This window comes from Fuerstiella marisgermanici, from assembly GCF_001983935.1.
Classification (GTDB): domain Bacteria; phylum Planctomycetota; class Planctomycetia; order Planctomycetales; family Planctomycetaceae; genus Fuerstiella; species Fuerstiella marisgermanici.
The window spans coordinates 1,772,376-1,798,167 of sequence record NZ_CP017641.1; the positions used below are offsets into that span (position 1 = coordinate 1,772,376).

At 56.9% G+C, this 25,792-nt stretch carries 20 protein-coding genes; 9 read left to right on the forward strand and 11 right to left on the reverse strand.

The features are described 5' to 3' along the window. Positions 1-164 precede the first annotated feature (164 nt). Together Fuma_RS06615 and Fuma_RS06620 are read left to right on the forward strand one after the other, a co-directional pair. Entirely contained in the window at positions 165-1,295 is a 1,131-nt protein-coding gene (locus Fuma_RS06615) for an integrin alpha (RefSeq protein WP_077023433.1), read from the forward strand. Positions 1,296-1,318: 23 nt separating this feature from the next. Beyond that, positions 1,319-1,516, forward strand: coding sequence for a hypothetical protein (locus Fuma_RS06620; protein WP_077023434.1), 198 nt, complete (start codon positions 1,319-1,321; stop codon positions 1,514-1,516). Between the two features lie 214 nt (positions 1,517-1,730). Here the strand turns inward: Fuma_RS06620 and Fuma_RS06625 are convergent, their stop codons facing one another. Continuing rightward, a complete protein-coding gene (locus Fuma_RS06625; protein ID WP_077023435.1) occupies positions 1,731-2,177 on the reverse strand; it encodes a hypothetical protein in 447 nt (148 codons plus the stop codon). Between the two features lie 139 nt (positions 2,178-2,316). Here Fuma_RS06625 and Fuma_RS35875 point away from each other — a divergent pair, with 139 nt between their 5' ends. From Fuma_RS35875 to Fuma_RS06645, 4 genes are all read left to right on the forward strand, one after another. After that, entirely contained in the window at positions 2,317-4,782 is a 2,466-nt protein-coding gene (locus Fuma_RS35875) for a PSD1 and planctomycete cytochrome C domain-containing protein (protein ID WP_077023436.1), read from the forward strand. Between the two features lie 138 nt (positions 4,783-4,920). Beyond that, positions 4,921-6,417, forward strand: a complete 1,497-nt coding sequence (locus Fuma_RS06635) for a DUF1501 domain-containing protein (RefSeq protein WP_077023437.1) — start codon at positions 4,921-4,923, stop codon at positions 6,415-6,417. A gap of 310 nt (positions 6,418-6,727) precedes the next feature. After that, positions 6,728-9,961: a DUF1553 domain-containing protein gene (locus Fuma_RS06640; protein WP_077023438.1), complete on the forward strand. Its 3,234-nt coding sequence runs from the start codon at positions 6,728-6,730 to the stop codon at positions 9,959-9,961. 16 nt (positions 9,962-9,977) lie between these two features. Further along, positions 9,978-11,447 (forward strand): DUF1501 domain-containing protein, encoded by a 1,470-nt coding sequence (locus Fuma_RS06645; protein WP_077028147.1) that lies wholly within the window; start codon positions 9,978-9,980, stop codon positions 11,445-11,447. 106 nt (positions 11,448-11,553) lie between these two features. On the opposite strand, the gene Fuma_RS06650 is transcribed toward Fuma_RS06645, so the two are convergent. After that, positions 11,554-12,330, reverse strand: coding sequence for a carboxypeptidase regulatory-like domain-containing protein (locus tag Fuma_RS06650; protein WP_083731857.1), 777 nt, complete (start codon positions 12,328-12,330; stop codon positions 11,554-11,556). A 159-nt stretch (positions 12,331-12,489) separates the two neighbouring features. Here Fuma_RS06650 and Fuma_RS06655 point away from each other — a divergent pair, with 159 nt between their 5' ends. Then, positions 12,490-13,665 (forward strand): FtsW/RodA/SpoVE family cell cycle protein, encoded by a 1,176-nt coding sequence (locus Fuma_RS06655; RefSeq protein WP_229360867.1) that lies wholly within the window; start codon positions 12,490-12,492, stop codon positions 13,663-13,665. Here the strand turns inward: Fuma_RS06655 and Fuma_RS06660 are convergent. After that, the gene (locus Fuma_RS06660) at positions 13,626-13,973 is read right to left on the reverse strand and encodes an STAS domain-containing protein (RefSeq protein ID WP_077023441.1); all 348 of its coding nucleotides are present in this window, start codon (positions 13,971-13,973) and stop codon (positions 13,626-13,628) included. The two genes, Fuma_RS06655 and Fuma_RS06660, sit on opposite strands and share 40 nt — an antisense overlap. A gap of 402 nt (positions 13,974-14,375) precedes the next feature. On the opposite strand from Fuma_RS06660, the gene Fuma_RS06665 reads away from it, so the two are divergent. Further along, complete coding sequence (locus Fuma_RS06665; RefSeq protein WP_077023442.1) at positions 14,376-16,292, forward strand: GTPase; 1,917 nt, start codon at positions 14,376-14,378, stop codon at positions 16,290-16,292. A 179-nt stretch (positions 16,293-16,471) separates the two neighbouring features. Further along, positions 16,472-18,334, forward strand: a complete 1,863-nt coding sequence (locus Fuma_RS06670) for a GTPase (protein ID WP_077023443.1) — start codon at positions 16,472-16,474, stop codon at positions 18,332-18,334. A gap of 21 nt (positions 18,335-18,355) precedes the next feature. Here the strand turns inward: Fuma_RS06670 and hypD are convergent, their stop codons facing one another. From hypD to Fuma_RS06710, 8 genes are read right to left on the reverse strand one after another with little or no spacing between them, the layout of a single operon-like run. Beyond that, on the reverse strand, positions 18,356-19,504 hold the full coding sequence (gene hypD, locus Fuma_RS06675) for a hydrogenase formation protein HypD (protein ID WP_077023444.1): 1,149 nt from the start codon (positions 19,502-19,504) through the stop codon (positions 18,356-18,358). Next, positions 19,504-19,755 (reverse strand): HypC/HybG/HupF family hydrogenase formation chaperone, encoded by a 252-nt coding sequence (locus Fuma_RS06680; protein WP_077023445.1) that lies wholly within the window; start codon positions 19,753-19,755, stop codon positions 19,504-19,506. Before Fuma_RS06680 ends, hypD begins: the two co-directional genes overlap by 1 nt. Next, a complete protein-coding gene (gene hypF / locus Fuma_RS06685) occupies positions 19,755-22,115 on the reverse strand; it encodes a carbamoyltransferase HypF (RefSeq protein ID WP_077023446.1) in 2,361 nt (786 codons plus the stop codon). Before hypF ends, Fuma_RS06680 begins: the two co-directional genes overlap by 1 nt. Next, positions 22,097-22,786: a hydrogenase nickel incorporation protein HypB gene (gene hypB / locus Fuma_RS06690; protein ID WP_077023447.1), complete on the reverse strand. Its 690-nt coding sequence runs from the start codon at positions 22,784-22,786 to the stop codon at positions 22,097-22,099. The genes hypF and hypB overlap by 19 nt, the downstream gene beginning before the upstream one ends. Beyond that, entirely contained in the window at positions 22,783-23,154 is a 372-nt protein-coding gene (locus tag Fuma_RS06695) for a hydrogenase maturation nickel metallochaperone HypA/HybF (protein ID WP_077023448.1), read from the reverse strand. Before Fuma_RS06695 ends, hypB begins: the two co-directional genes overlap by 4 nt. Continuing rightward, a complete protein-coding gene (locus tag Fuma_RS06700; protein WP_077023449.1) occupies positions 23,111-23,614 on the reverse strand; it encodes a hydrogenase maturation protease in 504 nt (167 codons plus the stop codon). Before Fuma_RS06700 ends, Fuma_RS06695 begins: the two co-directional genes overlap by 44 nt. Then, entirely contained in the window at positions 23,611-24,972 is a 1,362-nt protein-coding gene (locus tag Fuma_RS06705) for a Ni/Fe hydrogenase subunit alpha (protein ID WP_077023450.1), read from the reverse strand. Before Fuma_RS06705 ends, Fuma_RS06700 begins: the two co-directional genes overlap by 4 nt. Beyond that, a complete protein-coding gene (locus Fuma_RS06710) occupies positions 24,969-25,760 on the reverse strand; it encodes an NADH-quinone oxidoreductase subunit B family protein (RefSeq protein ID WP_077028148.1) in 792 nt (263 codons plus the stop codon). The genes Fuma_RS06705 and Fuma_RS06710 overlap by 4 nt, the downstream gene beginning before the upstream one ends. Positions 25,761-25,792: the final 32 nt, after the last annotated feature.

Below are 25,792 nucleotides of genomic sequence, written 5' to 3' on the forward strand. Positions count from 1 at the left end.
TTCGCGTGCAATGCGTCGTCAGTTGGGCGAGGGGAGGTTGTTTTGATCTCGCCGCCACGTCAGATGGAGACGGGTTGCAAAATGTCGCTGAAGAAATGGTTGAAAAGTCTGGGCGGTGATCTTGGTCGCGTTGATCGTCGGCGGAAGGCGGTACAGCGGAATCCGTGCCTGCATTCTGCCCAGCAATTGCAGCCGCGGCTGTTGCTGGCCGCCACCAATCCACTGTACTGGAAAGCCTGGACGGCACCACTGGCTTCCGCATCGACGGCATCGACTCGGGTGACTTGTCGGGCGTTTCGGTGTCGAGCGCAGGTGACGTGAACGGTGATGGCTTCGACGACCTGATTATTGGGGCGTCCGGTGCGGATCCTGGCGGGGATAGCCGTGCGGGTGAGAGCTACGTAGTGTTTGGTAAGTCGGGCGGTTTCGGCTCTGCGGTGGACCTGAGCACGCTGAACGGCACAAGCGGCTTCCGAATCGACGGAATCGACGAAGATGACTTCTCTGGCCGTTCGGTTTCGAACGCAGGTGACGTGAATGGTGACGGCTTCGACGACCTGATCATCGGGGCACGCTATGCGGATCCCGGCGGGGACAGCGATGCGGGTGAGAGCTACGTAGTGTTCGGAAAGTCGGGCGGTTTCGGCTCGACAGTGGACTTAAGTACGCTGGACGGCACCACCGGCTTCCGCCTCGACGGTAGCGACGCCGGTGACGGATCTGGCTCTTCGGTGTCGAGTGCGGGTGACGTAAACGGGGACGGCTTTGACGACCTCGTCATCGGGGCGTGGAATGCGGCTTCCGGCGGGGCCGGCGGTGCGGGTGAGACCTACGTGCTGTTTGGGAAGTCGGGCGGTTTCGCCTCAGCGGTGGACTTAAGCACGCTGGACGGCACCACCGGCTTCCGCCTCGACGGTAGCGACGCCGGTGACCGAACTGGCTCTTCGGTGTCGAGCGCGGGTGACCTGAACGGGGACGGCTTCGACGACCTCATCATCGGAGCGTACGGGGCCGATCCCGGCGGGGACCGCTTAGCGGGTGAGAGCTACGTGGTGTTCGGGAAGTCGGGCGGTTTCGCCTCGGCGGTGGACTTAAGCACGCTGGACGGCACCACCGGCTTCCGCCTCGACGGCATCGACGCGGGTGACGAATCCGGCCGTTCGGTGTCGAGCGCAGGTGACGTGAACGGCGACGGATTTGACGACATCATCATTGGCGCGGAACGAGCGTCCAGCACTGCAAGCTTTCCGGCACGAACGCTCAGATCGTTCGGTCGAAGGGAAGCAGTGCCCTGACCGCGGCTCAGATTCGCACCAACGTGGACAGTCTCGGCGGCAATAACGGCGGCTCAAATTTACGACAGGCGTTCAGATTCGAATCGGAGCTGGACGACCTTTTTGCGAACTTCGATTGGGAAGCACAATCGCTGGTCGATTCTGATGATCAGACTGCGGAACTCGGCGTCGAAGCACCGTCTGCTGACGGTGGCTTCCGGTCCTGGATTGACGCGATCTAAGTCAACCGTGACTTTCCGTTGTCGTCATGAGTTCCCTTCTACGGTGCCGAAACGCCGCCGCATGCTCCTGCATCCTCCTGAACAACAGCCCCGATTGTGCGACGGCGTCGGAGGGCCATGGTGCGGAATTCAATTCGGGACTATCGCCACGAACCTATCCGACAACCTGCCAGAGCCTCCCAGGTTTTCGGACAGGTTCTTTTCGGACAGGTTCTTAGAGTGAAAATTCTCCGGTGGCCACTACGGAAGTCACCACCGCGCCAGCGATCAAACTTGCGGCCATCGCGATCAGATACAGCAGCAGCCATCCCAGTGAAAGGATGCCCTTGAGGCCGCGTGTTTGAAATAGATAGATTGGCAGTCCCAGTACAAACATCAGCACCAGACAGGCACTCATCGGAACACCGATATAATGACCGCGTTCAGCCGCGTCGGTGCGACACCAATAGATGCCCAATATCACGAACGGAAGCCCCAGCAGAAGATCCACGACGGGATCAGCCTGAGTTTCGTCCTCAAACATCGCTACAACGCCCATTATCGCAGACCACACCAGCAGCCAGATTAGTATCCGCCGCTTCTGAGCGTGAAGATCTGTTTCGCCGGCGGGTTCGTTGCTTGAGGGTTCGTCGCCCGATTCGTCGACTGAGTCTGACAACATAAGCCGTGTTCCTTACGGGTGTAGACGCTACTCCTATTGTGTCACCGCCTCCGCCACCATGCAACTAAGCTCAGATGACGCCTCACTGCCGGCGCGTTACGATGTGCGTATCACACTTCAACGTTTTGGTGCCTGTCGAATGAAACTGTTTTCACAAATCGTCATTCTGGCTTGTTCAATCAGTCCGTTCGCCGTTTTCGCCGACGAACCGCCTGCCGTCGATTTTTCACGCGACGTCCTTCCCATACTTTCCAACAAGTGCTTCATTTGTCACGGACCGGATTCCGCCGGACACGGTGACGACATGCTGCGGCTCGATTCGTTTGAAGGTGCGTCCGCAGAGCGTGACGGCCAGAAGGCAATCGATCCCGACCAACTACAGAACAGCATTCTGTTGAAGCGAATTCATTCCGCCGACGATCCCATGCCGCCCGCCGATGCGGAAAAGCAGCTCACGGAGCTCGAACGTGAAACCCTGACTCGATGGGTCAGTTCCGGTGGCGAATACGCCAGGCATTGGGCGTACATTCTGCCGCAGGCCGTAGTGCCGGACGTGACGAACGAAACGCCGACTCCGCAGGAACCCGACGCAGCGATTATTGACGCATTCATTTCTCGACAGCACAAGAAACGTGGCGTCGACTTTGCGCCGGAAGCGGAACGGGCCACGCTGGCTCGGCGAGTGTCGCTCACTCTGACCGGCCTGCCACCTGAGCCAGCCGCGTTGCAGGAATTCCTGAACGACACCAGCGACGACGCTTACAACAAGTTCATCGACCAGCAGATGAACAGCCCACGTTTTGGCGAACATCAGGCTCGCTATTGGCTGGACGCCGTTCGGTACGGGGACACTCACGGATTACACCTCGACAACCGGCGCGGCATTTATCCGTATCGTGACTGGGTCGTGCGAGCCTTCAACAAGAACATGCCGCTGGATCAGTTTATCGTCGAACAACTGGCCGGCGACCTGCTGCCCAATCCGACGTTGTCCACCAGGGTCGCCACCGGTTTTGTGCGGATGAATCCGACAACGTCAGAAGGAGGAGCCATCCCGGCCGAATTTCAGGCGAAGAACAACTTCGATCGGACAGAAACGCTGGGGACCGTGTTGCTAGGCATGTCGTTGACGTGCGTTCGCTGTCACACTCACAAGTACGATCCGATTTTGCACACCGAGTACTATCAACTGCTGGCCTTTTTCAACAGCACGGCCGAATCGCCGATGGACGGCAACAAATACGACTATGGCCCGGTGCTCAAGGCCCCCTCAGATCAAAGTGGCTGGGATCGCTGGGACGAACTGCAGCGACTTCGACGGCAGCTTTTGGTTGATGTCCGTGTTGCCGTCAACAGTGGCGCTGTTGACGAGGGTGCCGTTGATGCATTCACGAAGGCGACTGCCGCTGAGCAACTGGAAACTGTCGCCGACCCGAGTGGGCCATTTGCCGCGCAAACTGCCTTACAAGCCCGAGCCGCTGACCTGCAAGCTCAGTTCAAAGCGTTGGAAGAGTCCTTTACCACCACACTGGTCGCTCAGGATTTGCTGCAGCCGCGGCCGACGTACGTGCTGCGGCGCGGCGAGTACAATCTTCCAATTGGTGAAGCACTGTTGCCGGGCGTGCCCGCTGTGCTGGGCTCTTTACCACCAGATGTACCGGCCAATCGACTGGGACTCGCCAGGTGGCTAACATATCGAGACAACCCGCTGGTTGCCCGAGTTCTGGTTAACCGAATCTGGCAGCAGGTGTTCGGCTATGGCCTGGTTCGAACACCGGAAGACTTTGGACTCCAGGGAGAACAGCCGACTCATCCGGAACTTCTCGACTGGCTGGCCTTGCGACTTCAGAGCAGCAGATGGGACCGCAACCATCTGCTGAAACTCATGCTGCACAGCCGAACCTTCAAACAAAGTTCGGCATGGCGAACGGACGTGGAAGATCCGGAAAACCGATTGTTCGCTAGAGCAACCAGTTATCGTCTTGACGCAGAGGTTCTGCGGGACACCGGCTTGTGGGCGAGTGGAATGCTTGATGCTCACATGGGTGGCGAAGGCGTTAAGCCGTATCAGCCCACCGGCATGTGGAAGGCACTCGCTCATCCCGCCAGCAACACCAAACTTTACGAACCCGACAGCGGCAAACGCCTCTACCGTCGTAGCCTGTATGTCTATTGGAAACGCACCAGCCCGCATCCGATGATGACGCTGTTTGATGCTCCCGATCGAGAATCAAGCTGTGTGCGTCGGTCGCGATCGAACACGTCTTTGCAGTCGCTCGGTCTGCTCAACGAAACTCAACGTATCGAAATGTCTCGCAAGCTGGCAGAACGTTTGATTGTGGAACGAAGCGACGACACAGCACGGTTGAATCTACTGTTTACGTTGCTTGCCAGCCGCGAGCCAACAACGTCGGAACGCGCGGCCTGTGACCAATTGCTGAAGTCGATGACGCAACGCTATTCCTCGTCGCCGAAAGACGCAGCCGCATTACTGTCGATAGGCGAAGTTGCTCGCAACGAGGAGTTAAACGCAGTTGAAGTCGCAGCGTGGTCGCAGGTTGTCACGACGGTGTTAGCGAGTGACGCGGCGATCTTGTTGTACTAAACCCAACAGGTCGTATTTTAACGCGGAGGTCGCAGAGACGCAGAGGGCCGCAAAGAATAGATCGTAGTGTGCAACCTCTGCGGTTCTCTGCGACTCTGCGTCCTCGGCGTTTAACCCAAACCTCACAACTTCAATGCCATGAACCCAATCCACGAGCAACACCTTCTTTCAACCCGCCGCCATCTTTTCGGCAAAGCCACCCTTGGCCTTGGCACGGCCGCTCTTGCCGGTTTGCTGGCTGACGACCTGAAGGCCGAAACAACCGGCGTGCTCAAAGGCACACATCACCCGGCGACGGCCAAGCGAGTCATCTATCTCTTCATGAGTGGCGGGCCCAGTCACCTCGATATGTGGGACTACAAGCCGAAGCTCAAGGACATGTTCAATCAGCAGCTTCCGGCTCATGTGCGAGACGGGCAGCGAGTCACAGGCATGACGGCCAATCAGAAGAACGGTCTGCCGCTGTGTCCAAGCAAGTACAAATTTCGTAGATACGACAACAATCAGGACGGAGTCTGGGTCAGCGAACTATTGCCTCACACGGCAAAGGTTGCCAAAGAATTGTGCGTCGTCAACAGCACGTTTACGGAAGCCATCAACCACGACCCCGCCATTACGTACATTCAAACGGGAAGCCAGATTCCGGGGCGGCCCAGTCTGGGTGCGTGGCTCAGCTACGGACTTGGCAGCCTCAACGACAACCTGCCGCATTACGTCGTCATGCATGCGCGCACGAATTTTGCGGAACAGAGTTTGTTTAACCGATTGTGGGGAGCTGGCTTCCTGTCGTCTGACCATCAGGGCATCCTGATGCGAAGTCAGGGCGATCCGGTGTTGTATCTTAGCAATCCGGCGGGAGTCACTGGCAAAGACCGGCGTCAGCAACTTGACGCATTGGCTACGTTGAACTACGAGCAACACAAACGCTTTGCGGATCCGGAAGTCCTGGCCAGAATTCGTCAGCACGAAATGGCGTATCGCATGCAGACGTCCGTGCCGGAATTGATGGATCTTTCCATGGAAACCGACACCACCTTCGAACTGTACGGTGAAGACGCAAAGACGCCGGGCACATTCGCAGCGTGCTGCCTGAACGCACGTCGGCTGGCTGAACGTGGCGTCCGCAATATCCAGATTTTTCATCGAGGCTGGGACGCTCACGGGGGCCTGCCGCGCGAACACGGTTCTCAGTGCAAAGACGTCGATCAGGCATGCGCGGCGCTGATCATGGATCTGAAGCAACGAGGCATGCTGGAAGACACGCTCGTTGTATGGGGCGGCGAATTCGGTCGCACGGCGTATTGCCAGGGAACGTTAACCCGCGAAAACTACGGTCGGGACCACCACCCTCGCTGCTTTACGACATGGATGGCGGGGGGCGGCATCAAGCCAGGAATCACGTACGGCCGCAGCGACGACTACGGCTACAACATCGCCCACGAAGATGGCACGCCCATGACGCCTCAACCAGACGCGTCCACCTGGACACCCGGCACCATGCACATCCACGACCGCAACGCGACCATTCTGCACCTGCTGGGCATCGACCACAAAAAACTAACCTACCGCTACCAAGGCCGCGACTTCCGACTCACCGACGTCCATGGTCACGTAATTGAAGATTTGATTGCTTAGAGTTGTCCAAGCGTAAGCCCAGTCGTGGAACGCTGATGGTTGCGGGACGATCAAATCAGTTGTCGTCGACGTTTCAGCGAGCGTTTCTCAGGTTGGCTGCGGTTAAAGAGCGACCACATAGCGATGCTGCACTGACCGGGCCAAGGAGCGTTGTCCGCCTCAGACGGCAGCGTTGATGCGGGGTTATGCTTTCTGAATTGTATCCGTTGGCATGTGGGGGTATCCTTTTAGTCCCGCCAAACCGAGCCTGATGACCGATTCTTCCCACCAGAATCATGTCGATGGCTCATCCCACCGGAAAGTGTTCCTCATGCGTGTTGTCCTGCAATGTGGACTGTCGTTTTTCCTGATCGCGTCATCGGCTATCGGTGCGGACTATCTGCGAGACGTTAAGCCGCTGTTGGAACACAAGTGCTATGCCTGCCATGGTTCGTTAAAGCAGCTTGGCGGGTTGCGGCTGGATACCGCCGAAGACTTGATCAAAGGTGGCGACTCAGGAACTACGTTAACGGCCGGGCAACTGACGGACAGTCTTCTGCTTGACGTTTTGACTGGTGATGCTGGGTTTCAGATGCCGCCTGCCAATGAAGGCTCGCCGCTGACTGACGACGAGATCCAATTGATCCGTGACTGGATCAGTTCTGGTGCTCCCGTTCCGGACGACGAAGAACCTCAAGCAGATCCGAGAGCGTGGTGGTCTTATCAGCCCAACCGTCGACCGCCGTTGCCGGAACTGAAGAATCCTGGCTGGTGTCGCAGCGACATTGACTACTTTGTTGCTGGACCGCGTGAAAAGCAGGACTTACCTGTTGTGGCTGAGGCGCCGAAGGAAGCCTGGCTGCGGCGCGTGTTTATTGACTTGATCGGACTGCCGCCGACTCGTGATGAGCTGCATCGATTCCTGTCCGATAATTCGCCGTCCGCTTACGAAACCATCGTCGATGAACTGTTGTCCCGACCGCAACATGGCGAACGATGGGCGCGTCATTGGATGGACGTCTGGCGATACAGCGACTGGTATGGCAGTCGAGGAAGCAACGAAATTCGTTACAGCCAGCGGCACATCTGGCGGTGGCGCGACTGGATCGTGTCTTCGTTGAACGAAGACAAGGGCTACGACCAGATGGTCCGGGAAATGTTGTCGGCCGATGAGCATTCGGAGGTCGATCAATCGCGGCTGTCGGCGACGGGGTACCTTGGGCGCAACTGGTATAAGTTCGATCGCGATGTCTGGATGTTTGACACGGTCGAACGGGCGGGCGAAGCGTTTCTGGGGCTAACGTTGCGGTGCTGTCGCTGTCACGACCACAAGTTCGACCCGGTGACTCAGGAAGAGTACTACCGGTTTCGAGCGTTCTTCGAACCGCACGATGTTCGCACGGATCCGGTTTCTGCCTTCACGACCACTCAAAAGGACGCCACGTTGGGGCAGGTGCTGAACGATGGAGTGGCTCTTGTGTACGACAAGAACGTTGATGCGCCGACGTACCTGTTCGAACGTGGTGACAGCCGCTACCCAGATGAAACGAAGCCGCTGGCACCGGGCGTTCCGGCTGCTTTGGGAGGAACCGTCAACGTAACGCCGGTCGATCTTCCTGCTGAAACCTGGTTTCCAATGCTTCGACCTGAAGTACGAGAAACGGTGCTGGCAAAGGCGAAGGCTGATGTGGCCGACGCGACTGAAAAAGTTGCAAAGGCACAGAAAACTGCGGCGGATGCGGCTCAAAAACTGGCTGCGGCGAATGAAGCTTCTGGGTCACCGGCCTCCGCCAGCGATCCCACCGTGGTTCTGCACGACGATTTCTCTGCTGCTCGACCTGATGTGTGGGAAACTGTCAATGGAACCTGGCAGTATGAGAATGGAAAACTCGTTCAGCGTGCGGTCACAAGTTTTGCCACCATGGCGACGACGACGAAGCTGCCAGCCGACGTACACATTCACCTTCGCTATCGGACCTTAACCCCTGGCACCTATCGTTCTGTAGGCTTCAGTTTCGATTATCAAGACAAAGGTCATTCTCAGGACGTTTACACCAGTACCGGAGACAGTGCTCAAAGTGTTCAGGCCTTTCATCGCACGGGCGGCAAGCAGCTTTATCCGAAAGCTGGAATTGTACCAACGTCACTGACTGTCGGCGAAGAAACGGTCCTCGACGTTTCGGTCGAAGGTTCCGCGCTAACGATTGACCTAAACGGAAAACGAGAACTCGAATATGTCATGCCGCTGCAGCGCAAAGACGGGCGGTTTGCCCTGTGGGTTCACAATGGTGCTGCCGAGTTCCTCGAGCTTCGCATCACGCAGAAACCCGAATCTGTGGCAACTTTAGCGCGGGAGCTACGTGACGCAGAACACGGGCTCGCTGTCGCGATGGCTGAACGAGACTCGGTGGAAGCCGAAGCGAATTCCATTCGCAAGCGACTGGCTGCGGACGTGGCAGCACATCTTGATGGCGACGAGGAATCGGCGGCAGAGTTGGCTCGCGAAGCCCTGAAAGCCGAACGCGCGGTTGCCGTCTTTCGTGCCAGAGTCGGCGTTATGTCGGCTGGTGACGATCAGAAAAAACAAGCGGCCGCTCAACAGGCACTCATGGCCGCGCAGGAAACCGCAAAGGACCTTGAAGGAAGCTACACACCGGTCGGCGAACAGTTCCCGAAGACAAGCACAGGGCGAAGGTCTGCCCTGGCGGCATGGATCACCAGCGACGATAATCCTCGCACAGCGCGAGTTGCGGCGAACCATATTTGGACGCGTCACTTCGGTCAGCCACTGGTCGGTACGCCAGAAAATTTCGGTCTGAATGGGAACAAGCCAACTCACCCGGAACTGCTGGACTTCCTGGCTTCGGAGTTAATATCCAGCGGCTGGAGCATGAAGTCGTTGCACCGGAAAATCGTGCTGTCGGCCACGTATCGAATGTCCAGCGGGAGCGACGGCGAGTCGACGGCGGTGGATACGGCAAGGAAGATTGATCCCAAAAACCGTTATCTCTGGCGCATGCACTCGAAACGGATGGAAGCCGAAGTCGTTCGCGACTCGGCTCTTCACCTGTCGAATCGTCTGGACGCGAAGATGGGTGGCCCGGAGATACCGGAAACCGATGGCGAAAAAGTCCCGCGACGCAGCCTCTACTTTCGCAATACACCGAACGAAAAAATGGCGATGCTGGAAGTGTTCGACGTCGCAGATCCCAACGGTTGTTATCGCCGTAAAGAAAGTGTCGTACCGCATCAATCGCTGGCAATGATGAATAGCGGATTAACGCTCGATTGTGCCCGCACGGTGGCGGAACAGCTTGAGGAAGCCGATGACTTTATTACGTCGGCATTTGAGACAGTGCTCTGTCGGAAGCCAACACCGACTGAAATCATTCGATGCCAAACCTTTCTTGCAGAACATTCACAGCTGTTGGACTCTGCTACAGCGGAACCGTTCTCAGCCGGCGGATCTTCAGTGCGGGCGGCCGCACTGGATTCAACCGTCCGCGCACGCGAGAACCTTGTCCATGTTCTGTTTTTGCATAACGACTTTGTAACAATAAGATGATCTCGTGAACAACATCATGCCAAATAGCGACTATACCAGTGACCGCAAACCGCGACGTAAGTTTCTGGCCGATGGAGGCACCGGCTTCGCGGCGTTGGCTCTTGGAGCCATGATGCAGCGCGAGGGCGTCGCTTCTGAACGGCCATTTGCCGAACCGAAACAGGCGCAGTTTTTCCCAAAGGCGAAGAGTGTCATCTGGTTCTTCATGAACGGAGGCACCAGTCATCTCGAATCCTTCGACCCCAAGGCCGCCGTTAACAAATACGCTGGCATGACGATCGACGAATCCCCCTTCGGCGCGGGCGTTCTGGAGTCTCCGTTTTACAAAAAGAATGTGCGAGACTTCGGCGGCAAACCGCGAGCCATGATGGCTCAGCTTTATCCGTTGCAGGTTGGCTACGGGCGTCGCGGAGAAAGTGGCATTGAAGTCAGCGACTGGTGGCCTCATGTCGGCAGCTGTATCGATGACATCTCAGTTGTGCGGTCGATGTGGACCACGGACAACGATCACGCGGCGCAATTGCAGTTCCACACAGGCCGGCACATCTTCGACGGTTTTTATCCTTCCATTGGATCGTGGGTTCATTATGGCCTGGGAAGTCTGAACGACAATCTGCCTCAGTTTGTCGTCATGGGACCGCCACCAGGCGATTGCTGCGGAGGTGTGGGGGCTCATGATGGAAGTTATCTGGGGCCGGAACACGCGGGAGTCAAGATGGCTCTGGACCCCAAGAATCCACTTCCGTTCGGAACGCCAGGTTCCGGTGTCGGCATTCACGAACGGCGCGACCAGCTCGATTTACTTCGAGACCTCAACCAGCTAACGGCCGTTCAGTATCCGGATGATGCTCAGTTAAAGGCCCGCATCAAGGCTTACGAACTGGCTTTTCGTATGCAGATGTCGGTGCCGAAAGTGGTCGACCTGAACGACGAAACGAAGGACACTCAGGAGCTCTACGGCCTCGACAAAAAGCCGACCGAGCCTATGGGGCGACAGGCATTAGCGGCTCGCCGACTGGTCGAACGCGGTGTTCGGTTTGTGCAGATCTACGACGGCGGCGGTGGAGGCGGTGGCTGGGATGCTCATACCAAGCTTAAAGAAAACCACACTCGAAACTGCGAACGCGTCGACAAACCGATCGCTGGTCTGCTGAAGGACCTGAAGCAACGTGGCCTGCTGGATGAGACACTTGTTGTCTGGGCGACCGAATTTGGTCGCACGCCGGGTGCCGAAAAATCGGACGGTCGAGACCACCATCCGTACGGATTTTCCGTCTGGATGGCGGGCGGAGGACTCAAAGGCGGGATCGCTCATGGTGCGACAGACGAAATCGGATTCCATGCCGTTGAGAATCGCCATTACGTCACCGACATTCACGCGACGCTGTTGCATCAACTGGGACTTGATTCACGCAAAATGGAAATCCCGGGCCAAAAGCGTCTGGAGATCGACTGCGGCAAACCGATTCACGACATCATCGCGTGAACGGGCCGCAGTTGCTTCGACGCAACAACCTGGACTGCCCGCAAATCGTGCGGCATGCCCATCCTTGCCAAATGCGCTGCACCAGAAGCAGTCCCGGCAGCGTCGGCTATTCGTCTTCTAACGAGCTGACTGAAAGTTCGTTCAACGCCACTTCGTCTTGATCGATCTTGATCGGCCACGTGCCTCGTTTAAGTTCGATTAATTCTTCGCCGTGGTTGATCGACTTCAGGTAGCCGATTTTCTCATGCCAAAACTTAAACTGCCAATCGCCGCGCGGAAGATTGGGGATGGCGAAGTTGCCGTCTTTGTCGGTGACGGCCGAATACGGGTGATCGGTGATGATCAGGTACGCTCGCATCCACGAATGAATGGAACAGTCGATTCGAATCGGAAGTAGCTCCTCGCGCGCGAACGTTTTTTCCAGCGGCTTGTCCTGAGGCACAATTTCGCTGAAGGGCGTGTTGCGGCGAGCGTAGACGGCGACGTTGTGAGCGACGGGGTCTGAGTTAATGGATTGCAAAGTCTGGTCGGTGCGAAGCCGAACAATTCGCGGCTCGAAGCGGCAGTTCTTGTTGTCCAGCATGGCGGGCTTTGGCGGCGCCTGCAGCGACGGGTGGACCTGGATTTTGTCTTTCGTAGACAACCAAACGACCACGTTCTGTAGACCCTTGTTGTCTTTGTTCACAATCAGCGATGCGTCGGTCAGGTTGTGCTGGCCGCAGACATCTTCATCGCGTCGGATTTCCAACGGTTCCGGTTGGGGCACTTCACCCGTGAAGACAATGCGGCCCTTCAGCGTTCCCCATTCGTCAGCGGGCGATTGCCCGGCCAACAGGCTGCCGACAAGGAAGAATGCGCAAGATGATCGGGCGAGGTGCCTCATGGCGAACGTTCTTTCGAATGAATTTGCTGCGGTAAAACCTGCAGGACGGTCAATGCTGACACGACCGCTGCGAAATTCGGGCGGCGGACGGTCGGCAGTCGATAACGCACAGTACGGAAGTTGGCTCGTTTTTTCCATTGTTGAACATTGAACAAGTTCGTGAGCTCCATTGCGGAACCTAATCTCCCAAACCGTCTTTCCGCAAAGCTGCGGGATCAGGACGACATGCGCCGACTGTTTGTCGGGCTGGTATGTGTGCTACTGGGGGTCGGCGTGCAGATGGTGCACAGTGCGAGCCTGACATCAACGCCCGGCCAGTCGGAAACCGTCTACCTAAACCGGCATCTGTTATTCCTGGGCATCGCTGTCAGTTGCGGTTACTTTGCATCCTGCCTTCCCGCCGCGTTCTTGAAGAAGAACGCGATGACGTTTTACGTCCTGCTTTTGGTACTGTTGGTGGCCGTATTGACGCCTGGCGTTGGGACTCGCGTGAACGGAGCTCAACGATGGCTGCGCGTCGGTGGCATGTCGCTGCAGCCGTCTGAACTCGGCCGAATCATTCTACCGATTGTCGCCGCAAAGATTCTGACTGATCTGCGCGCGGCGGGCGGGTTTGGTTTGAAGACAGTTCCTCGCACCTTGCTGCCGCTGGTGTTGGTGCTGCCACTGGTTGCTGTGGAACCGGATCTCGGCGCGACCGTGTTTCTTGCGGCCGGTTTTGTGATCTCACTGTTCATTGGCGGTTGGCCGCTAAGGTATTTTATTGGATCGGCCGTTCTGGCGCTTCCGGCGGCGGTGTCGCTGCTGGCGTTGAAGTCGTATCAGATGAAACGCATCACGGGATTCGTGGCCGCGTGGAAAGACTTGTCGCAGGCTCCATGGCAGATTCGACAGTCGTTGATGTCGTTAGGTTCCGGCGGGCTGGAAGGCACGGGCATTGGCGGCGGCTGGCAGAAGCTAAGCTACCTTCCGGAAGCGAATACGGACTTCGTGTTCGCCGTGATTGGCGAAGAACTGGGACTGGCCGGCACGTTCACCGTGATTGTGATTTGGGTCGGCGTATTGCTGACCGGGCGAGCCGTTTTGCGACCGCTGCGGCGCGATTCGTTTGAATGGATTCTGGGCACGACGTTGGTGATTCAGATCGTGATGCAGGCGTTGGCGAATGTTGCAGTGGTCACCGCCATGGTTCCACCGAAGGGCGTGCCTCACCCGTTTATCAGTTACGGCGGAACGAATCTGCTTGTGAATGTCGTGGCGATCGGGCTGGTGGTGGGCCTGTCTCGTTCGGCTAATCAGGCGACGGATGCAACGGCCGCTTCGACGGATTCGTAGTTGTCGAACAGCTTGTGAAAGCCGACCACCTGAAACGCCTCGGCGATAATACCTTCCAGTCTGGCAAACCGCACGGCGCCGTCAACTTTTTGAACGCGGGAATGGCCGCGGATCATCATGCCGAATCCCAAGCTGGACACGTGCTCCAGTTTGTGGCAGTCGAACACGAGCTTCACGTGCCCGTTTTCGATTTCTTCATCCAGCCGCTTGAAGAACGTTTCGGCCGAGTCGGTGTCGAGTCGTCCGGCGAGTTCGACGATAAGGACGTCGTCGGATCCATCAAGGTGATACGTGTGAAAATGGATCATGATTGAGTTCTCATTCCGCCGCGTCGTAATCGTACGGCGTCTGGCCCCCGAGTGTTCTGACGCGTTTAGTCTAACTTGACGCTACCAGAAACACAAAGTCTGCGGGGCGACCTCGCCGTGCAAAACGCAGCCGCGGATTGAGCCATGGGGAATTGCAGTGGGCCTCACCAAAGTTCCTGCGATTCTACGACCGCTCAGGATTTCTGGCGAAATCTACGACAGCCGCAATTCAGCTACGGGGCATAGCGGCATGAGAGCGTATGCAGGTCGTCTGGTCGCTGGGCAAAGCCACAAGCGGCGCGGCAATACGACTCGGCGGAACCAAATCCGTCTTCTTTTTAATGCTGATAAACCTGCTACATTATTCATTGTTGAGCGAACTACTGATAAAACCGGCCCCTCATGTCTTCTGAACCTGATCTCAAATCCGCCTTTCAAAGTATTTCTGAAGCGACCCAGCAGGTCTTTACCGGGCTGCAGAGCTTGCAGGACAAGGCCGCTTTTCTGCAGCCCCAGCCGCTTGAGGGACAGGAATGGTATGAACTGTTGCGGCAGAAACTGATGCCTCAACTGGGCGGCGATCCGTGGCTGGTGGCGGCCGTGGTGGGCGGGACGAACATCGGAAAAAGTGTCATCTTCAACCACCTGGCAAATTGTCGAGCCAGTGCGTCGAGTCCGTTGGCATCCGGCACGAAGCATCCCGTCTGTCTGCTGCCGACGGGCTTTGCGGATCGCCACGATCTACAGGACGTGTTTCCCGATTTCAGGCTGCACGAATGGTCCGAGGCCGATTTGGCGCTGGCAGAATCTGACGAGCACGAATTGTTCTGGCGAACTGCTCCTGAACTTCCGCCGACGCTGCTGGTGCTGGACACGCCCGACATCGACAGTGATGCTCGAGTGAACTGGGTTCGGGCCGACGCCGTACGACGTTCGGCGGATGTGCTGATTGCCGTGCTGACTCAGCAGAAGTACAACGACGCGGCAGTGAAGGAATTCTTCCGCAAAGCCGGTGCCGAAGATAAGGCCGTGCTGGTCGTATTCAATCAGTGTCTGCTTCCCGAAGACGAAGAATACTGGCCGACATGGCTTGCCACCTTCTGCCGCGAAACAAACATTACCCCGGACGCCGTGTATCTCGCGCCCGCAGATCGCCGCGCGGCTGAAGAATTGAAGCTGCCGTTTTACGAACGCCCCTGGCCGGTGCCCGACGACTGGAATGCCGACAGTGTTTCGGCGGATCAGCAGCCGCGTGACTTGAGTTCCGATTTGTCGAACCTGAAGTTCCGCGAAATTCGAATTCGAACTCTTCGAGGTTCTTTGCACAGCATTCTGGATTCCGAATCGGGAATTCCGGCGCATTTGAAATCGCTGGGATCAGCCAGTCAGGAATTGGCAGCGGCGTCTGAGCGGCTTTCCTCCGAGGCGGTGCTGAAAATTCGTGACTGGCCTGCACCGCCGAATAATTCGTTTGTGGAAGAAATTCGATCGTGGTGGAAGTCGCGACAGGAAGGCTGGGCCAAACGCGTGAACGTCTTTTACGACACGTTAGGCACCGGCGTGACGTGGCCGTTTAAGATGGCTCGCAACGCCATCCAAGGCGAACCGGTTCCGCCGCTGGACAAATATCGCGAAGCCGAATGGTCGGCCGTGCTGACCACGGTGGAAGAACTGTTCGACAAGCTGCAATGGATGGCCGACACCGGCAACCGTATGGTCAAGCCGCGCATCGAAGCAATTTTGAATGCGTCATCGCGGTCGCAATTGATTGAAACTCTGCGACGACATCACGCGAAGGTCGACATGGAGGCCGAACTGCAGGACACCGTGGCTAAGGAAATGGAATCCTTCAGCACCGAAAGTCCGGACATGTTCAAATTTTATCGGCAGCTGCACAACGTCTCGGCGGCCGTCCGCCCGATGACCAGCGTGGTGCTGTTCAGTTTAGGGATGGGACCAGCAGGCGAAACGATCGCTCCGGTTGTGGCCAACACGGCCACCAATATGGTCATCCATGTAGTGACGGATGTCGCCGGAGGCACAGCGGCAGCGGTCGCAGGCGACACGGCGCTCGCGGGCGCAGCGGGTACTGGGGCGGGAATGCTGCAGGCGTGGTTTCATCGCTTGCACAGTGTGTTTACTCAGCGGCGAGTCGACTGGCTCACAAATTTAATCCATCACGAGTTGCTGGGCAGTTTGCCGGAAGAAATCAAAGCCGCGGCCGAACTGAACTCGTCAGAAGAATTCGTGGCGGTGGAATCAGCGGTAAAGGAATTGCAGGGATTGGTGGATAATTTGCGGGACGGGGTTGAGGCATAGCGCATGTATCGGAACGGCGGCCAACACAGTTTGGCTTGTGAAACTGCGACTGGGCCCAGCGGGGCCGACGGCTACGTGCTGTCGCCCTCCGGGCTGAAACACGGGAATCGCAACTCGCACCGCACCGTTGCTTCATTGTCAGCTTTGATACGCCCCTGCCACGAACGGAAACTAACAACATGACGGCGAATGACGAGCTGGAACATATTGCACTGCTTGCCGAGGTCGATGATCTCACCAACCGCCTGCAACGCTGGATCGACGATGGCCCCGACTGGGAGACTGCTCATCGCTGCCGAGCCCTCGTGCGCCGCCTGCTGGGGCGAGTTGAGACACTGCGGTTTCGCCTGGAGACGCCGCTTGTTGTGGCGACGTTCGGAGGCACCGGAACCGGAAAAAGTTCGCTGGTCAATGCTCTGGTCGGGCAGGAAGTGACGACTTCCGGACGGCAACGCCCCACCACGAAAACGCCCGTGCTGCTGGTGCATCCGGAAATTGAAATCGATGCGCTGGGACTGGATTTAAGCGAGTTTCACGTCAAGCGGGTCGACACACCCGTGCTGCGTGACATCGTACTGATTGACTGCCCCGACCCGGATACCAGCGAGGCCGCCAGTTCCGGAAGCAATCTTGCACTGCTACGTTCGATCGTGCCGCATTGCGACGTGCTGATATACACGTCGACCCAGCAGAAGTATAAAAGCGCGCGCATCATAGACGAATTGAAAGATGTTGCCAGCGGCTGCCGACTTGTGTTCGTGCAGACTCATGCGGACATGGACTCGGACATTCGTGACGACTGGAAAAAGTTTCTGGCCGGCGGCTACGAAGTGCCGGAAATGTTCTTCGTCGATTCTGTGAATGCGTTCACAGAGCAAAAAGAAGGTCGCCCCGTGTCGGGCGAATTCGGTCGCCTGCTCGAATTACTCAGCAGCGAACTGGACGCGGCCAAACGAGTTGCCATTCGCCGCGCGAACCTGATCGATCTGTTGCAGGAAGCGCTCACGGTCTGCCGCAGCGACTACGATGCGAAGCTTCCGGAAGTGGAGTTGCTGATCGAAACGCTGGACAGTCAGCGAGCCCAATTGCGTGACACCTTGACGAAACAATTGTGCGACGAACTACTGGTCAATCGCAACCTGTGGGAAACGCGATTGCTAAGTTCCATCACAGACAAATGGGGCTTCAGTCCATTTTCCGCCGTACTGCGATTCTATAACGGAATCGGTGCCTTCATTGCGTCGTTTACATTCTTGCGAGCTCGCACGTCGGCGCAAATGGCACTGATCGGTGCGGTTCAGGGAGCTCGTTGGGTCAAGTCACGGGCGAAGGAACAGGAAGCGGAATCGACGCTGGACCGATTGGCCAGCTTTGGGATCAGCGACCAGCAATTGCAGGAAAGCCGGATGGTCATTTCCGGCCATATTCATTCGGCAGGCATCGCATACGCTACGGCAGAAGACCGGCGCGATCTGACGGATTTGCGTAAACGAGCGGCTTCGCTGGAAGATGAATTTCTGGGCGACGCCAGTCGTGTGATCGACGATGTGATCGAAGAACTGGCCACCGCGAACAGCGGGTGGTTTATTCGAGTGCGTTACGAATTGCTGTTTCTGGCGTACCTAATCTTCTTGATCGGGCGCATCGGCTATAACTTTTTCTGGAGTTCATTTCTTGGCCCCGTCCTTCAACGGTCGGCTCAGGAAGAACTATTGGCGGTTGACTTTTACATTCCGGCGTTGATCTTTCTGGTGATCTGGTCCGGGATTTTGGTGGCGATGTTCACGTGGCGATTGCGACGCGGGTTGACTCGCCGAGTCGAACGGTTCGCTCAGTCGATGGCAGAATCTCGCTTGGTCCACGGGCTGTTTCCAAACCTGGAAGAAACGTGTCGACACATCACTACCGACAGCCACACGCTCACGTCACTGCTCGAACAAACAACTTCGTTCCGTCACGACCTCGCCGACCCAACCAGCGGATTTCTCGGCCGCCAACGCAGTGAAAAACGTGCCGCTGCCGATAAGAAGGCTGGGAGCTGACAATCGTTGGAAGAGATTGGGCTACAGTGTACCGGTTTCAACAGAAGACGTGACAGTCTTCACGCGTGGCGGCGGACTGAATCGGAAGTACGCTGCACACGCGCCTTCTGAAGACACCATGGGCGCACCCAGCGGTGAATCGGGACGGCATCGTGTTCCGAACTCCGAGCATTCATGAGGTCGCAAACGCCCGGACAAGACATCGGCAGCGCGGCAGTCGCCACCGTCCTGCAAGATCGGTAGAGGCGTCGACACGATGGCCGCGTCGGCGAACTTTTCCTCGGCGTCAACATGGCACCATTCGTTGCGCAGGACGTAGCCGCCGTCGTTTATCGTGCCCAGACCACGCCACGGGCGGTCCGTAACTTCGTAAACGCGATCCATGATTTCCAGCGCCTGCAGGTTACCCTGCTGAGCTGCGGTACGGGCGTACGCGTTGTGGACATCAAAGGTTCCGGCTTCCAATTGCACAACGCAATTAAGAATGCCTTCCAGCAGATCGGTCGGTTCAAAACCAGTGATGGCAATCGGGATTTGAAATTCACTGGTCAGGTCGCTGTACGAATCGAATCCCGCGACCGTACAGACGTGGCCGGCCCCAAGAAACGCTTCAACCCGGTTATCGGGCGACCGCAAAATGGCCTCCATCGCAGGCTGGACTCGCACATGACTCACCAACAAACTGAAGTTCGCTAGATTCAGTTCCGCTGCCTGTAAAACTGCAAGAGCCGTTGCGGGCACGGTCGTTTCAAAGCCCACAGCAAAAAACACGATCTGTTGATTTGGTTGCTGTTTTGCGAGCTGCACGGCATCGATCGGCGAATAAACCGTCTTGACGCTTCCGCCCTGAGTTCTGGCATTCAGCAGTGAGTCGCTGGTTCCGGGAACGCGCAGCATATCTCCGAAACTTGTGAGGATGGTGTCAGGGCGATGAGACAATCGAATGGCGAAGTCGATGGCTTCAGCCGGCGTAACGCACACTGGGCATCCGGGACCGTGAATCAGTTCAATGTGTTCGCTGAGTTCCTGTTCGATGCCGTGGCGCAACAGAGAATGCGTTTGCCCACCACAAACGTCCATCAACACCCATTTTTTCGTTGCCGTGGCGCGGATTTCTGCAATGAGAGACTTCGCACGCTGCGGGTCGCGAAATTCGTCGACGTACTTCATTATGGTGTGTCTTCTGTTTGTTCTGCTACGCCGAGATTCTTGAGGTCTTCAATTGTTTGACGAGCGGCCGTTTCATCGATGCGGCTGATCGCGATTCCAGCGTGAACGACGACATAGTCGCCAACTTTCGCGTCGGGTACGCACGCCATGCTGCATTCGCGTGCCACACCCGAGAATTCGATCTGAGCGCTCGCGAACGTGGGGTCGGTGTTCGTCCATTTGATGATCCGACCGGGAACTCCAAGGCACATTAGGGGTTTCCTTCCGAAGTTATTGCCGTTTGGATTGTTGACTGCTGAACTCTGGCGGCCGCCACGGCAAGCTGTCCAACTGCGAGGCCTCCATCGTTGACGGGGATTTTTCCCGGCAGCCCGATGGGTTGCGCATGTTCACGAAGTGCCATTGCGGTAAATTCGGTGAGAAGTCGATTCTGAAAACATCCGCCTGTGAGAACCGCCGGATGCTGATCAAAGCGTCGGCAGACGGCCGCGACACAGTTGGCGATGCCGCGGATAAACCGAGTTGCAATGGATGATGTCGGCACTCCGTCTTGAACGTCAAGTACGATGCTTCTGATCATTGGCCGCCAATCCAGCTCAATCAGCCGCTCGTCATTTTCATTGACGGCGATAACGTATTCGCCATGCGCGGCCGGATCGCACGAAGCTTCCAATCGCATGGCAGCTTCGCCTTCGTAAGTCGAATCCGGGACTTTCAGCAGCAACGATGCGATTCCGTCGAACAATCGCCCCATGCTGGATGTGAAAGGAAATAGCGACGCTAGCGGTGGGGATGATCGGTCTTGTTCTCGACGTGCAACGTTCTGGATCAATACTTGGAATGTAGGCATTTTGTTGCACCAGGACAGCAGCCTGGACGCGTGATCGACACCGCAGGCCTCTGCGATTAACGCCAGAGTGATTCGCCAGGGTTCTTCAATCGCGAGTTCGCCACCAAGCAGTTCGAAGGGACGTAGCCGAGCTACTCGCTGATAGTCCGTCGCCGTGCAGAGGAGGAACTCGCCGCCCCAAATCGTGTTGTCGGGGCCAAAACCAGTACCGTCGAATGCGACACCGAGCACTTCGCGATCAAGCCAGCCGTGTTCGACCATCCCGGCAACAACATGCGCGTGATGGTGCTGCACGTTGACCGTCGGGATTCCCTGATCCTTCGCCCATCGCGTCGTGAAGAAATCCGAGTGACTGTCGTGAGCGATCGCGACCGGCTGAGCGTGATACAGCTTCGTCAACTGCTCAACAGATCCCACAAACCGTTCCCGCGCCGCGACGGAATTCGGATCGCCGATGTGCGGGCCGAGAACTGCCTGATGGCCGTTGCACAGAGCCAGCGCGACCTTCTGATTCGCACCGACGGCGAGGATTGGAATCGCTGGCGGTAGCGTCAATGTTAGCGGCGCGAGCCCACGTCCGGCGCGGATGGTGGACTGCTTTCCGTCGATACAACGGACCACACTGTCGTCGATCGGCCGCAGGATCGGGCGGTTGTGATGCAGCCACCCGTCGGCGATGTGGCTCAATTCAAAGGCCGCAACTGTGTTACGGTAAATAAGCGGCTGGCCATTCACGTTTCCGCTCGTGACCACACACGGAACACCGGTTAGGTTCATCAGCTGCCAGTGTAGCGGCGTTGTTGGCAGCATCAGCCCGACAGTTTTCATGCCCGGATGGATTTGCGGTGCCAGTGATGAGTCCGCCCGAGCTTTGACCAGAACGATCGGATTGGCGGGATTCACAAGTGCCGCTCTTTCGGCTTCGCAAATTTCCGCCAGTTGCTCGGCCTGTTCCAACGAAAGAACCATCACCGCCAGTGGTTTACGCGGCCGCCGCTTCCTGCGACGTAGTCGGTCGACGGCCGCGGCTGAGGTGGCATCGCACACTAGTTGGTAACCGCCTACGCCTTTGACCGCGACGATTTCACCATCACAAATCGCGCTGGCCGCACGAAGTACAGCTTCATTGCCACTAGATGCTTTCGTGTTCTCACCATACGTAAACGTCACGTGCGGGCCGCATGCTGGACAAGCAATCGTTTGAGCGTGGAAGCGTCGATCTGACGACTCGCAATATTCTCGCTGGCATCCGACACACAGCGAGAACTCATGCATGGCCGTAGTCGACCGATCGAAGGGCATGCTGTCGACAATCGAATACCGAGGCCCGCAATCGGCGCACGTCGTCAACGGGTAGGCGAAACGGCGACCGTCTGGCTGCTGAACATCGCGCAGGCAGATTTCGCAAACGGCTTTGTCCTGCGGCACTGCAGTCGTCAGCTTGCGTTCAACCGCATCACTGGAATTGATCGCAAACGTGCTTAGGCCATCTGCCGCTATCTGTGATGACAGAATACTACTAACGCTCGCTTCCGCCGGGATGTGCGAATTCAGCTGGCGTTCGAAGGTTGCAAGCTGATTGCGAGTGCCTTCAATATGAATTGTCACTCCGCGGCCATCGTTGATAACGAATCCGGCAAGCTGCATCTCTTGAGCCAGTCGAACGATCGCCGGACGCATACCGACTCCCTGCACCAGACCTCGCAGGACGATGCGGCTGGCCACCAGTTCATTCGTGGTGATTAGGCTGCCGGAATGCATACGGTGCGTCTTCTGGCCTGAACAAGGAAATCGCACCACTGAGACACCCCGTCTCCGGTTAGTGAACACAATTCAAACGCGGACAGTTCCGGCTGAATCGTTCGCGCATCGGCGATGGCGTCTTCTGTCGAAAACGGGACATAGGGCAGCAGGTCGGTTTTCGTGATGACCAGTGCATCGCTCGTGCGGTACATTTTGGGATATTTGCCAGGCTTGTCATCGCCCTCCGTGGTGCTCAACACCGAAACTCGCAGGTGTTCCGCAAGATCATGCGACGCGGGACAGACGAGGTTTCCGATGTTTTCGATGAACAGAAATTCCACGTCGTCCAATGGCAGTTTGGCCAGCCCCTTTTCCACCAAAGACAATTCCAGATGACACGCTCCGCCGGTGGTGAGTTGTTCCACAGGCACCAACGGTCGCAAACGTTCTGCATCGCGTTCCGTTGCCAAATCGCCAACGAGTACTGCCATCTTATGTTGACCCTGCCAGCACTTCGCCGTGGCTTCCAACAGGCTGGTTTTTCCGGAACCTGGCGACGACACCAGGTTAACGACCAGAATGCCGCGTTCTGTGAACTGCTGGCGTAGTTCGGCCGCTCGACGTTTCTTTTCGGAGAGCACGTCGCGATTGATGACCACTGTCTTACTGACCGTGTCGACGGTATTCATGTGACGGAGTTTTCTGATTCTGCGGGGATCTGTAAAGAGACGTCCATGAGGCGGAATTCGTCGCCGTGAGTGATCTGCACTTTGTTCGATCCACACAATTGGCACTTCAATGTCAGACCGGGCGAAGATGATGCCTGTTCACAATCGCGACAGCGAATCGTGAGGTCGACGGCCTGAATGTTTAGTGAAGGGCGTCCAATCTGGCTGTTGAGAAGCAACTCAGAAAATGCATCTTCCACCAGAAGCGATTCTACGCCTGACAACGGTCCGATTTCCACGGTGACCGCTTGCACGCTGACTGCATGATGTTCTCGCATAATGGCCTCAACCTGTTTTAGCAAGGATTGCACCAGCGACTTTTCGTGCATCTGTCAGCTCCTGATAAATCCTGTCTGAAATCGCGTTCAGGTGGTGCATGATCTCTTCCGTCGGACGGATTGTCTGCGAAACGCGGCCGACTTCGATGCCCCAGATAACCACTTTTGACGGCAGACGGCCCAGCTTTTCGCCGAGTCGCAAAGCGGACACTAAGTCGAATCCATGAGTACTACGGAACGACGTTCGGTCATGGTGATCTGCCACCAATTCCGGCCATTCCCAGCGAGTCAACTCGCCAACCGCGTTGCTGCCGACGCAGGCATCGACGATATGCAGTGAGTCAGCGCCTTTCAGCCAGTCGAGCAAATCCAAAGGCACAGACGCCCTGCGGACGGTGATGTTGGTTCCGCCTTTGGCACCGATCGCTTCTGCTATCATCCACCCGATCTGGTCATCTCCGTGCGGACTGCCGATCCCGATCAGTAGCTGTTTTTGGGGAGCAGTCTTCATCGCGTTTCCTGCTTTCCGGCCTGTCCCCATGTGATCTTCAGAAAATGGGTTGAGCAACTAATGCAGGGGTCGTACGACCGAATCAGTTTCTCACAGCCAACGGCGGTCTGACGGTCATATTCGCATAGTACTCGCGGCAGATAGTCACGCAAATCCGCTTCAATTTGACGTTGATTCTGCGATGTCGGCGGAACGATATTCGCAAACGTTACCTTTCCGTTGTCATCCACTTTGTAGCGATGGTAGAGCATGCCGCGAGGAGCTTCCGTCGCCGCCATGCCCTCGCCCGCCTTGTAGTCGTATGGGATTTTTGGCGGCTTGACCGGACGATAGTCTCGCAGAATTTCCAGGCCCTCTTCGAATGCGTGAATGAGTTCCAGACCACGAGCAATGATTGCCTTGAATGGGTTCCAGCATGGCGTATCAAACCCGATTTCGTCAGCGGTGCGTTTTGCCGCCGGAGACAGCGTTTCGCGATTCAGGTTGACTCGAGCAAGAGGGCCGACGTGGTAACATCCCTGGCTGAAATGGAGATCGGCCAGCGGCGTGGGGTTATCAGCCGCGGTCGCAGACGGTTCCTTCACCGATTGAAGTGCGGTGCTGTGTTGCGCGTGTTGCTCATGAAAGTTCTGTTCGTATTCTGCCACCGAAATATCGAGGCCCGAGGTCGATCGCAGGCGGCCTTCGTTCATCGCATACTCATCCGGGTGTGATAGCGCCACCATTTCATAGTCACGTTCGAAATCCGGGAAAGTGAATCCGGCGACCCAGCGAGTCGCTTCGATTGCCGCCTGCAGGCCCCATTCAAAATCGGGGATCAATTTCTGCAGTTCGTCACGCCGCGGAGCTCGATAAAACCCGCCGATGGCCACGTTGATCGGATGGATGGCTCGTCCGCCGAGCACTTCTAGTAGAGTGTTCCCGTGCTTCTTTAGCTGCAGACCGCGATTAATTTCATCAGGAAACTGGCTGGCCAGATCGATGCCGCTGTCCGCATCAAAAAAATCCGGAGCGTGCAGCAGGTGCATGTGAAGTGCGTGGCTCTCGATCCATTCGCCGCAGTACAACAGTCGCCGAAGTTTGCGGATTTCAGGACTAATCTGCGCGCCCAGCGCAGCTTCCAGTGCGTGAACGGAACTCATTTGATAAGCGACGGGACAGATGCCGCAAATGCGAGCCGTCAGGTCGGGAACGTCTTCCAGTGGCCGACCGTGCAGAAAAGCTTCGAAGAATCGCGGGGGCTCGTAGATCGACAGTTGCACATCTTCGATCACACTTCCATTCATCCGAATGTGCAGGCCGCCTTCACCTTCTACCCGAGTTAGCGCTTCGACTTTGATCGTGCGTGTTTCCGTCATGCGTCGTCCTTCTTCGCCGCCAGAACGTTGCTTTGATCGCGGAACGCAGGCGCTGCTGCGTTGAAGTTTCGGTACAACGGCAGCAGAGTTTCCGTTGAAGCGCCTTGTGCTGTCAATGTGTCGGACAACGACGAACAATTCGGCTGAGCCATCGGGCCGAAGCAGCCGTAGCAGCCGCGATCGTAGGCCGGGCAAAGTGCTCCGCAGCCCGCGTGAGTGACCGGGCCAAGGCACGGAATGCCCTGAGCGACTTCAACGCAAACGGTACCGCGGCGTTTGCAGTCCATGCACACACTGTGTCTCGGTGTGCGCGGCGAGCGATTGTTAAGCAGCGCGATCAACACGTCCAACAGCTGATGTCGGTTGATCGGACAACCTCGCAGTTCGAAGTCTACCGGAATGTGATCGGCGATCGCTGTGGATGTGGCTAATGTTTGAATGAATTCAGGCCGCGCGTACACGCACTTCAGAAAGTCTTCGTGGTCGGCCCAATTCTTCAAAGATTGAATCCCCCCCGCTGTGGCACAGGCACCGATGGTCACCACGGTGCTGGAGGTGCGGCGGACTTCCTGAATGCGTTTTTCATCAAGAGGCGTTGTGATGGACCCTTCGACCAAAGCGATGTCGTAAGGACCAGGTTCAATCCGGCTGGTGGCTTCCAAAAAGTAGTCGATGTCCACTTTTCCTGCGACAGCCAGCAGCTCGTCTTCGCACGACAGCAGAGACAACTGGCAGCCATCACATGATGCGAATTTAAACACTCCCAGCCGAGGCCGGCGTTCCGACATTCCGGCCGTTACCACGTTTGCGGCTGTCGCAG

Coding starts and splice junctions, on each gene's coding strand:
- Fuma_RS06625 (WP_077023435.1), bottom strand. CDS start 2,177: ATGTTGTCAGACTCAGTCGACGAATCGGGCGACGAACCCTCAAGCAAC.
- Fuma_RS06700 (WP_077023449.1), bottom strand. CDS start 23,614: ATGAAGACTGCTCCCCAAAAACAGCTACTGATCGGGATCGGCAGTCCG.
- Fuma_RS06670 (WP_077023443.1), top strand. CDS start 16,472: ATGACGGCGAATGACGAGCTGGAACATATTGCACTGCTTGCCGAGGTC.
- Fuma_RS06640 (WP_077023438.1), top strand. CDS start 6,728: ATGCGTGTTGTCCTGCAATGTGGACTGTCGTTTTTCCTGATCGCGTCA.
- hypB (WP_077023447.1), bottom strand. CDS start 22,786: ATGAATACCGTCGACACGGTCAGTAAGACAGTGGTCATCAATCGCGAC.
- Fuma_RS06705 (WP_077023450.1), bottom strand. CDS start 24,972: ATGACGGAAACACGCACGATCAAAGTCGAAGCGCTAACTCGGGTAGAA.
- Fuma_RS06680 (WP_077023445.1), bottom strand. CDS start 19,755: ATGTGCCTTGGAGTTCCCGGTCGGATCATCAAATGGACGAACACCGAC.
- Fuma_RS06645 (WP_077028147.1), top strand. CDS start 9,978: ATGCCAAATAGCGACTATACCAGTGACCGCAAACCGCGACGTAAGTTT.
- Fuma_RS06665 (WP_077023442.1), top strand. CDS start 14,376: ATGTCTTCTGAACCTGATCTCAAATCCGCCTTTCAAAGTATTTCTGAA.
- Fuma_RS06635 (WP_077023437.1), top strand. CDS start 4,921: ATGAACCCAATCCACGAGCAACACCTTCTTTCAACCCGCCGCCATCTT.
- Fuma_RS06650 (WP_083731857.1), bottom strand. CDS start 12,330: ATGAGGCACCTCGCCCGATCATCTTGCGCATTCTTCCTTGTCGGCAGC.
- hypD (WP_077023444.1), bottom strand. CDS start 19,504: ATGAAGTACGTCGACGAATTTCGCGACCCGCAGCGTGCGAAGTCTCTC.
- Fuma_RS06695 (WP_077023448.1), bottom strand. CDS start 23,154: ATGCACGAAAAGTCGCTGGTGCAATCCTTGCTAAAACAGGTTGAGGCC.
- hypF (WP_077023446.1), bottom strand. CDS start 22,115: ATGCATTCCGGCAGCCTAATCACCACGAATGAACTGGTGGCCAGCCGC.
- Fuma_RS06660 (WP_077023441.1), bottom strand. CDS start 13,973: ATGATCCATTTTCACACGTATCACCTTGATGGATCCGACGACGTCCTT.
- Fuma_RS35875 (WP_077023436.1), top strand. CDS start 2,317: ATGAAACTGTTTTCACAAATCGTCATTCTGGCTTGTTCAATCAGTCCG.
- Fuma_RS06710 (WP_077028148.1), bottom strand. CDS start 25,760: ATGTCGGAACGCCGGCCTCGGCTGGGAGTGTTTAAATTCGCATCATGT.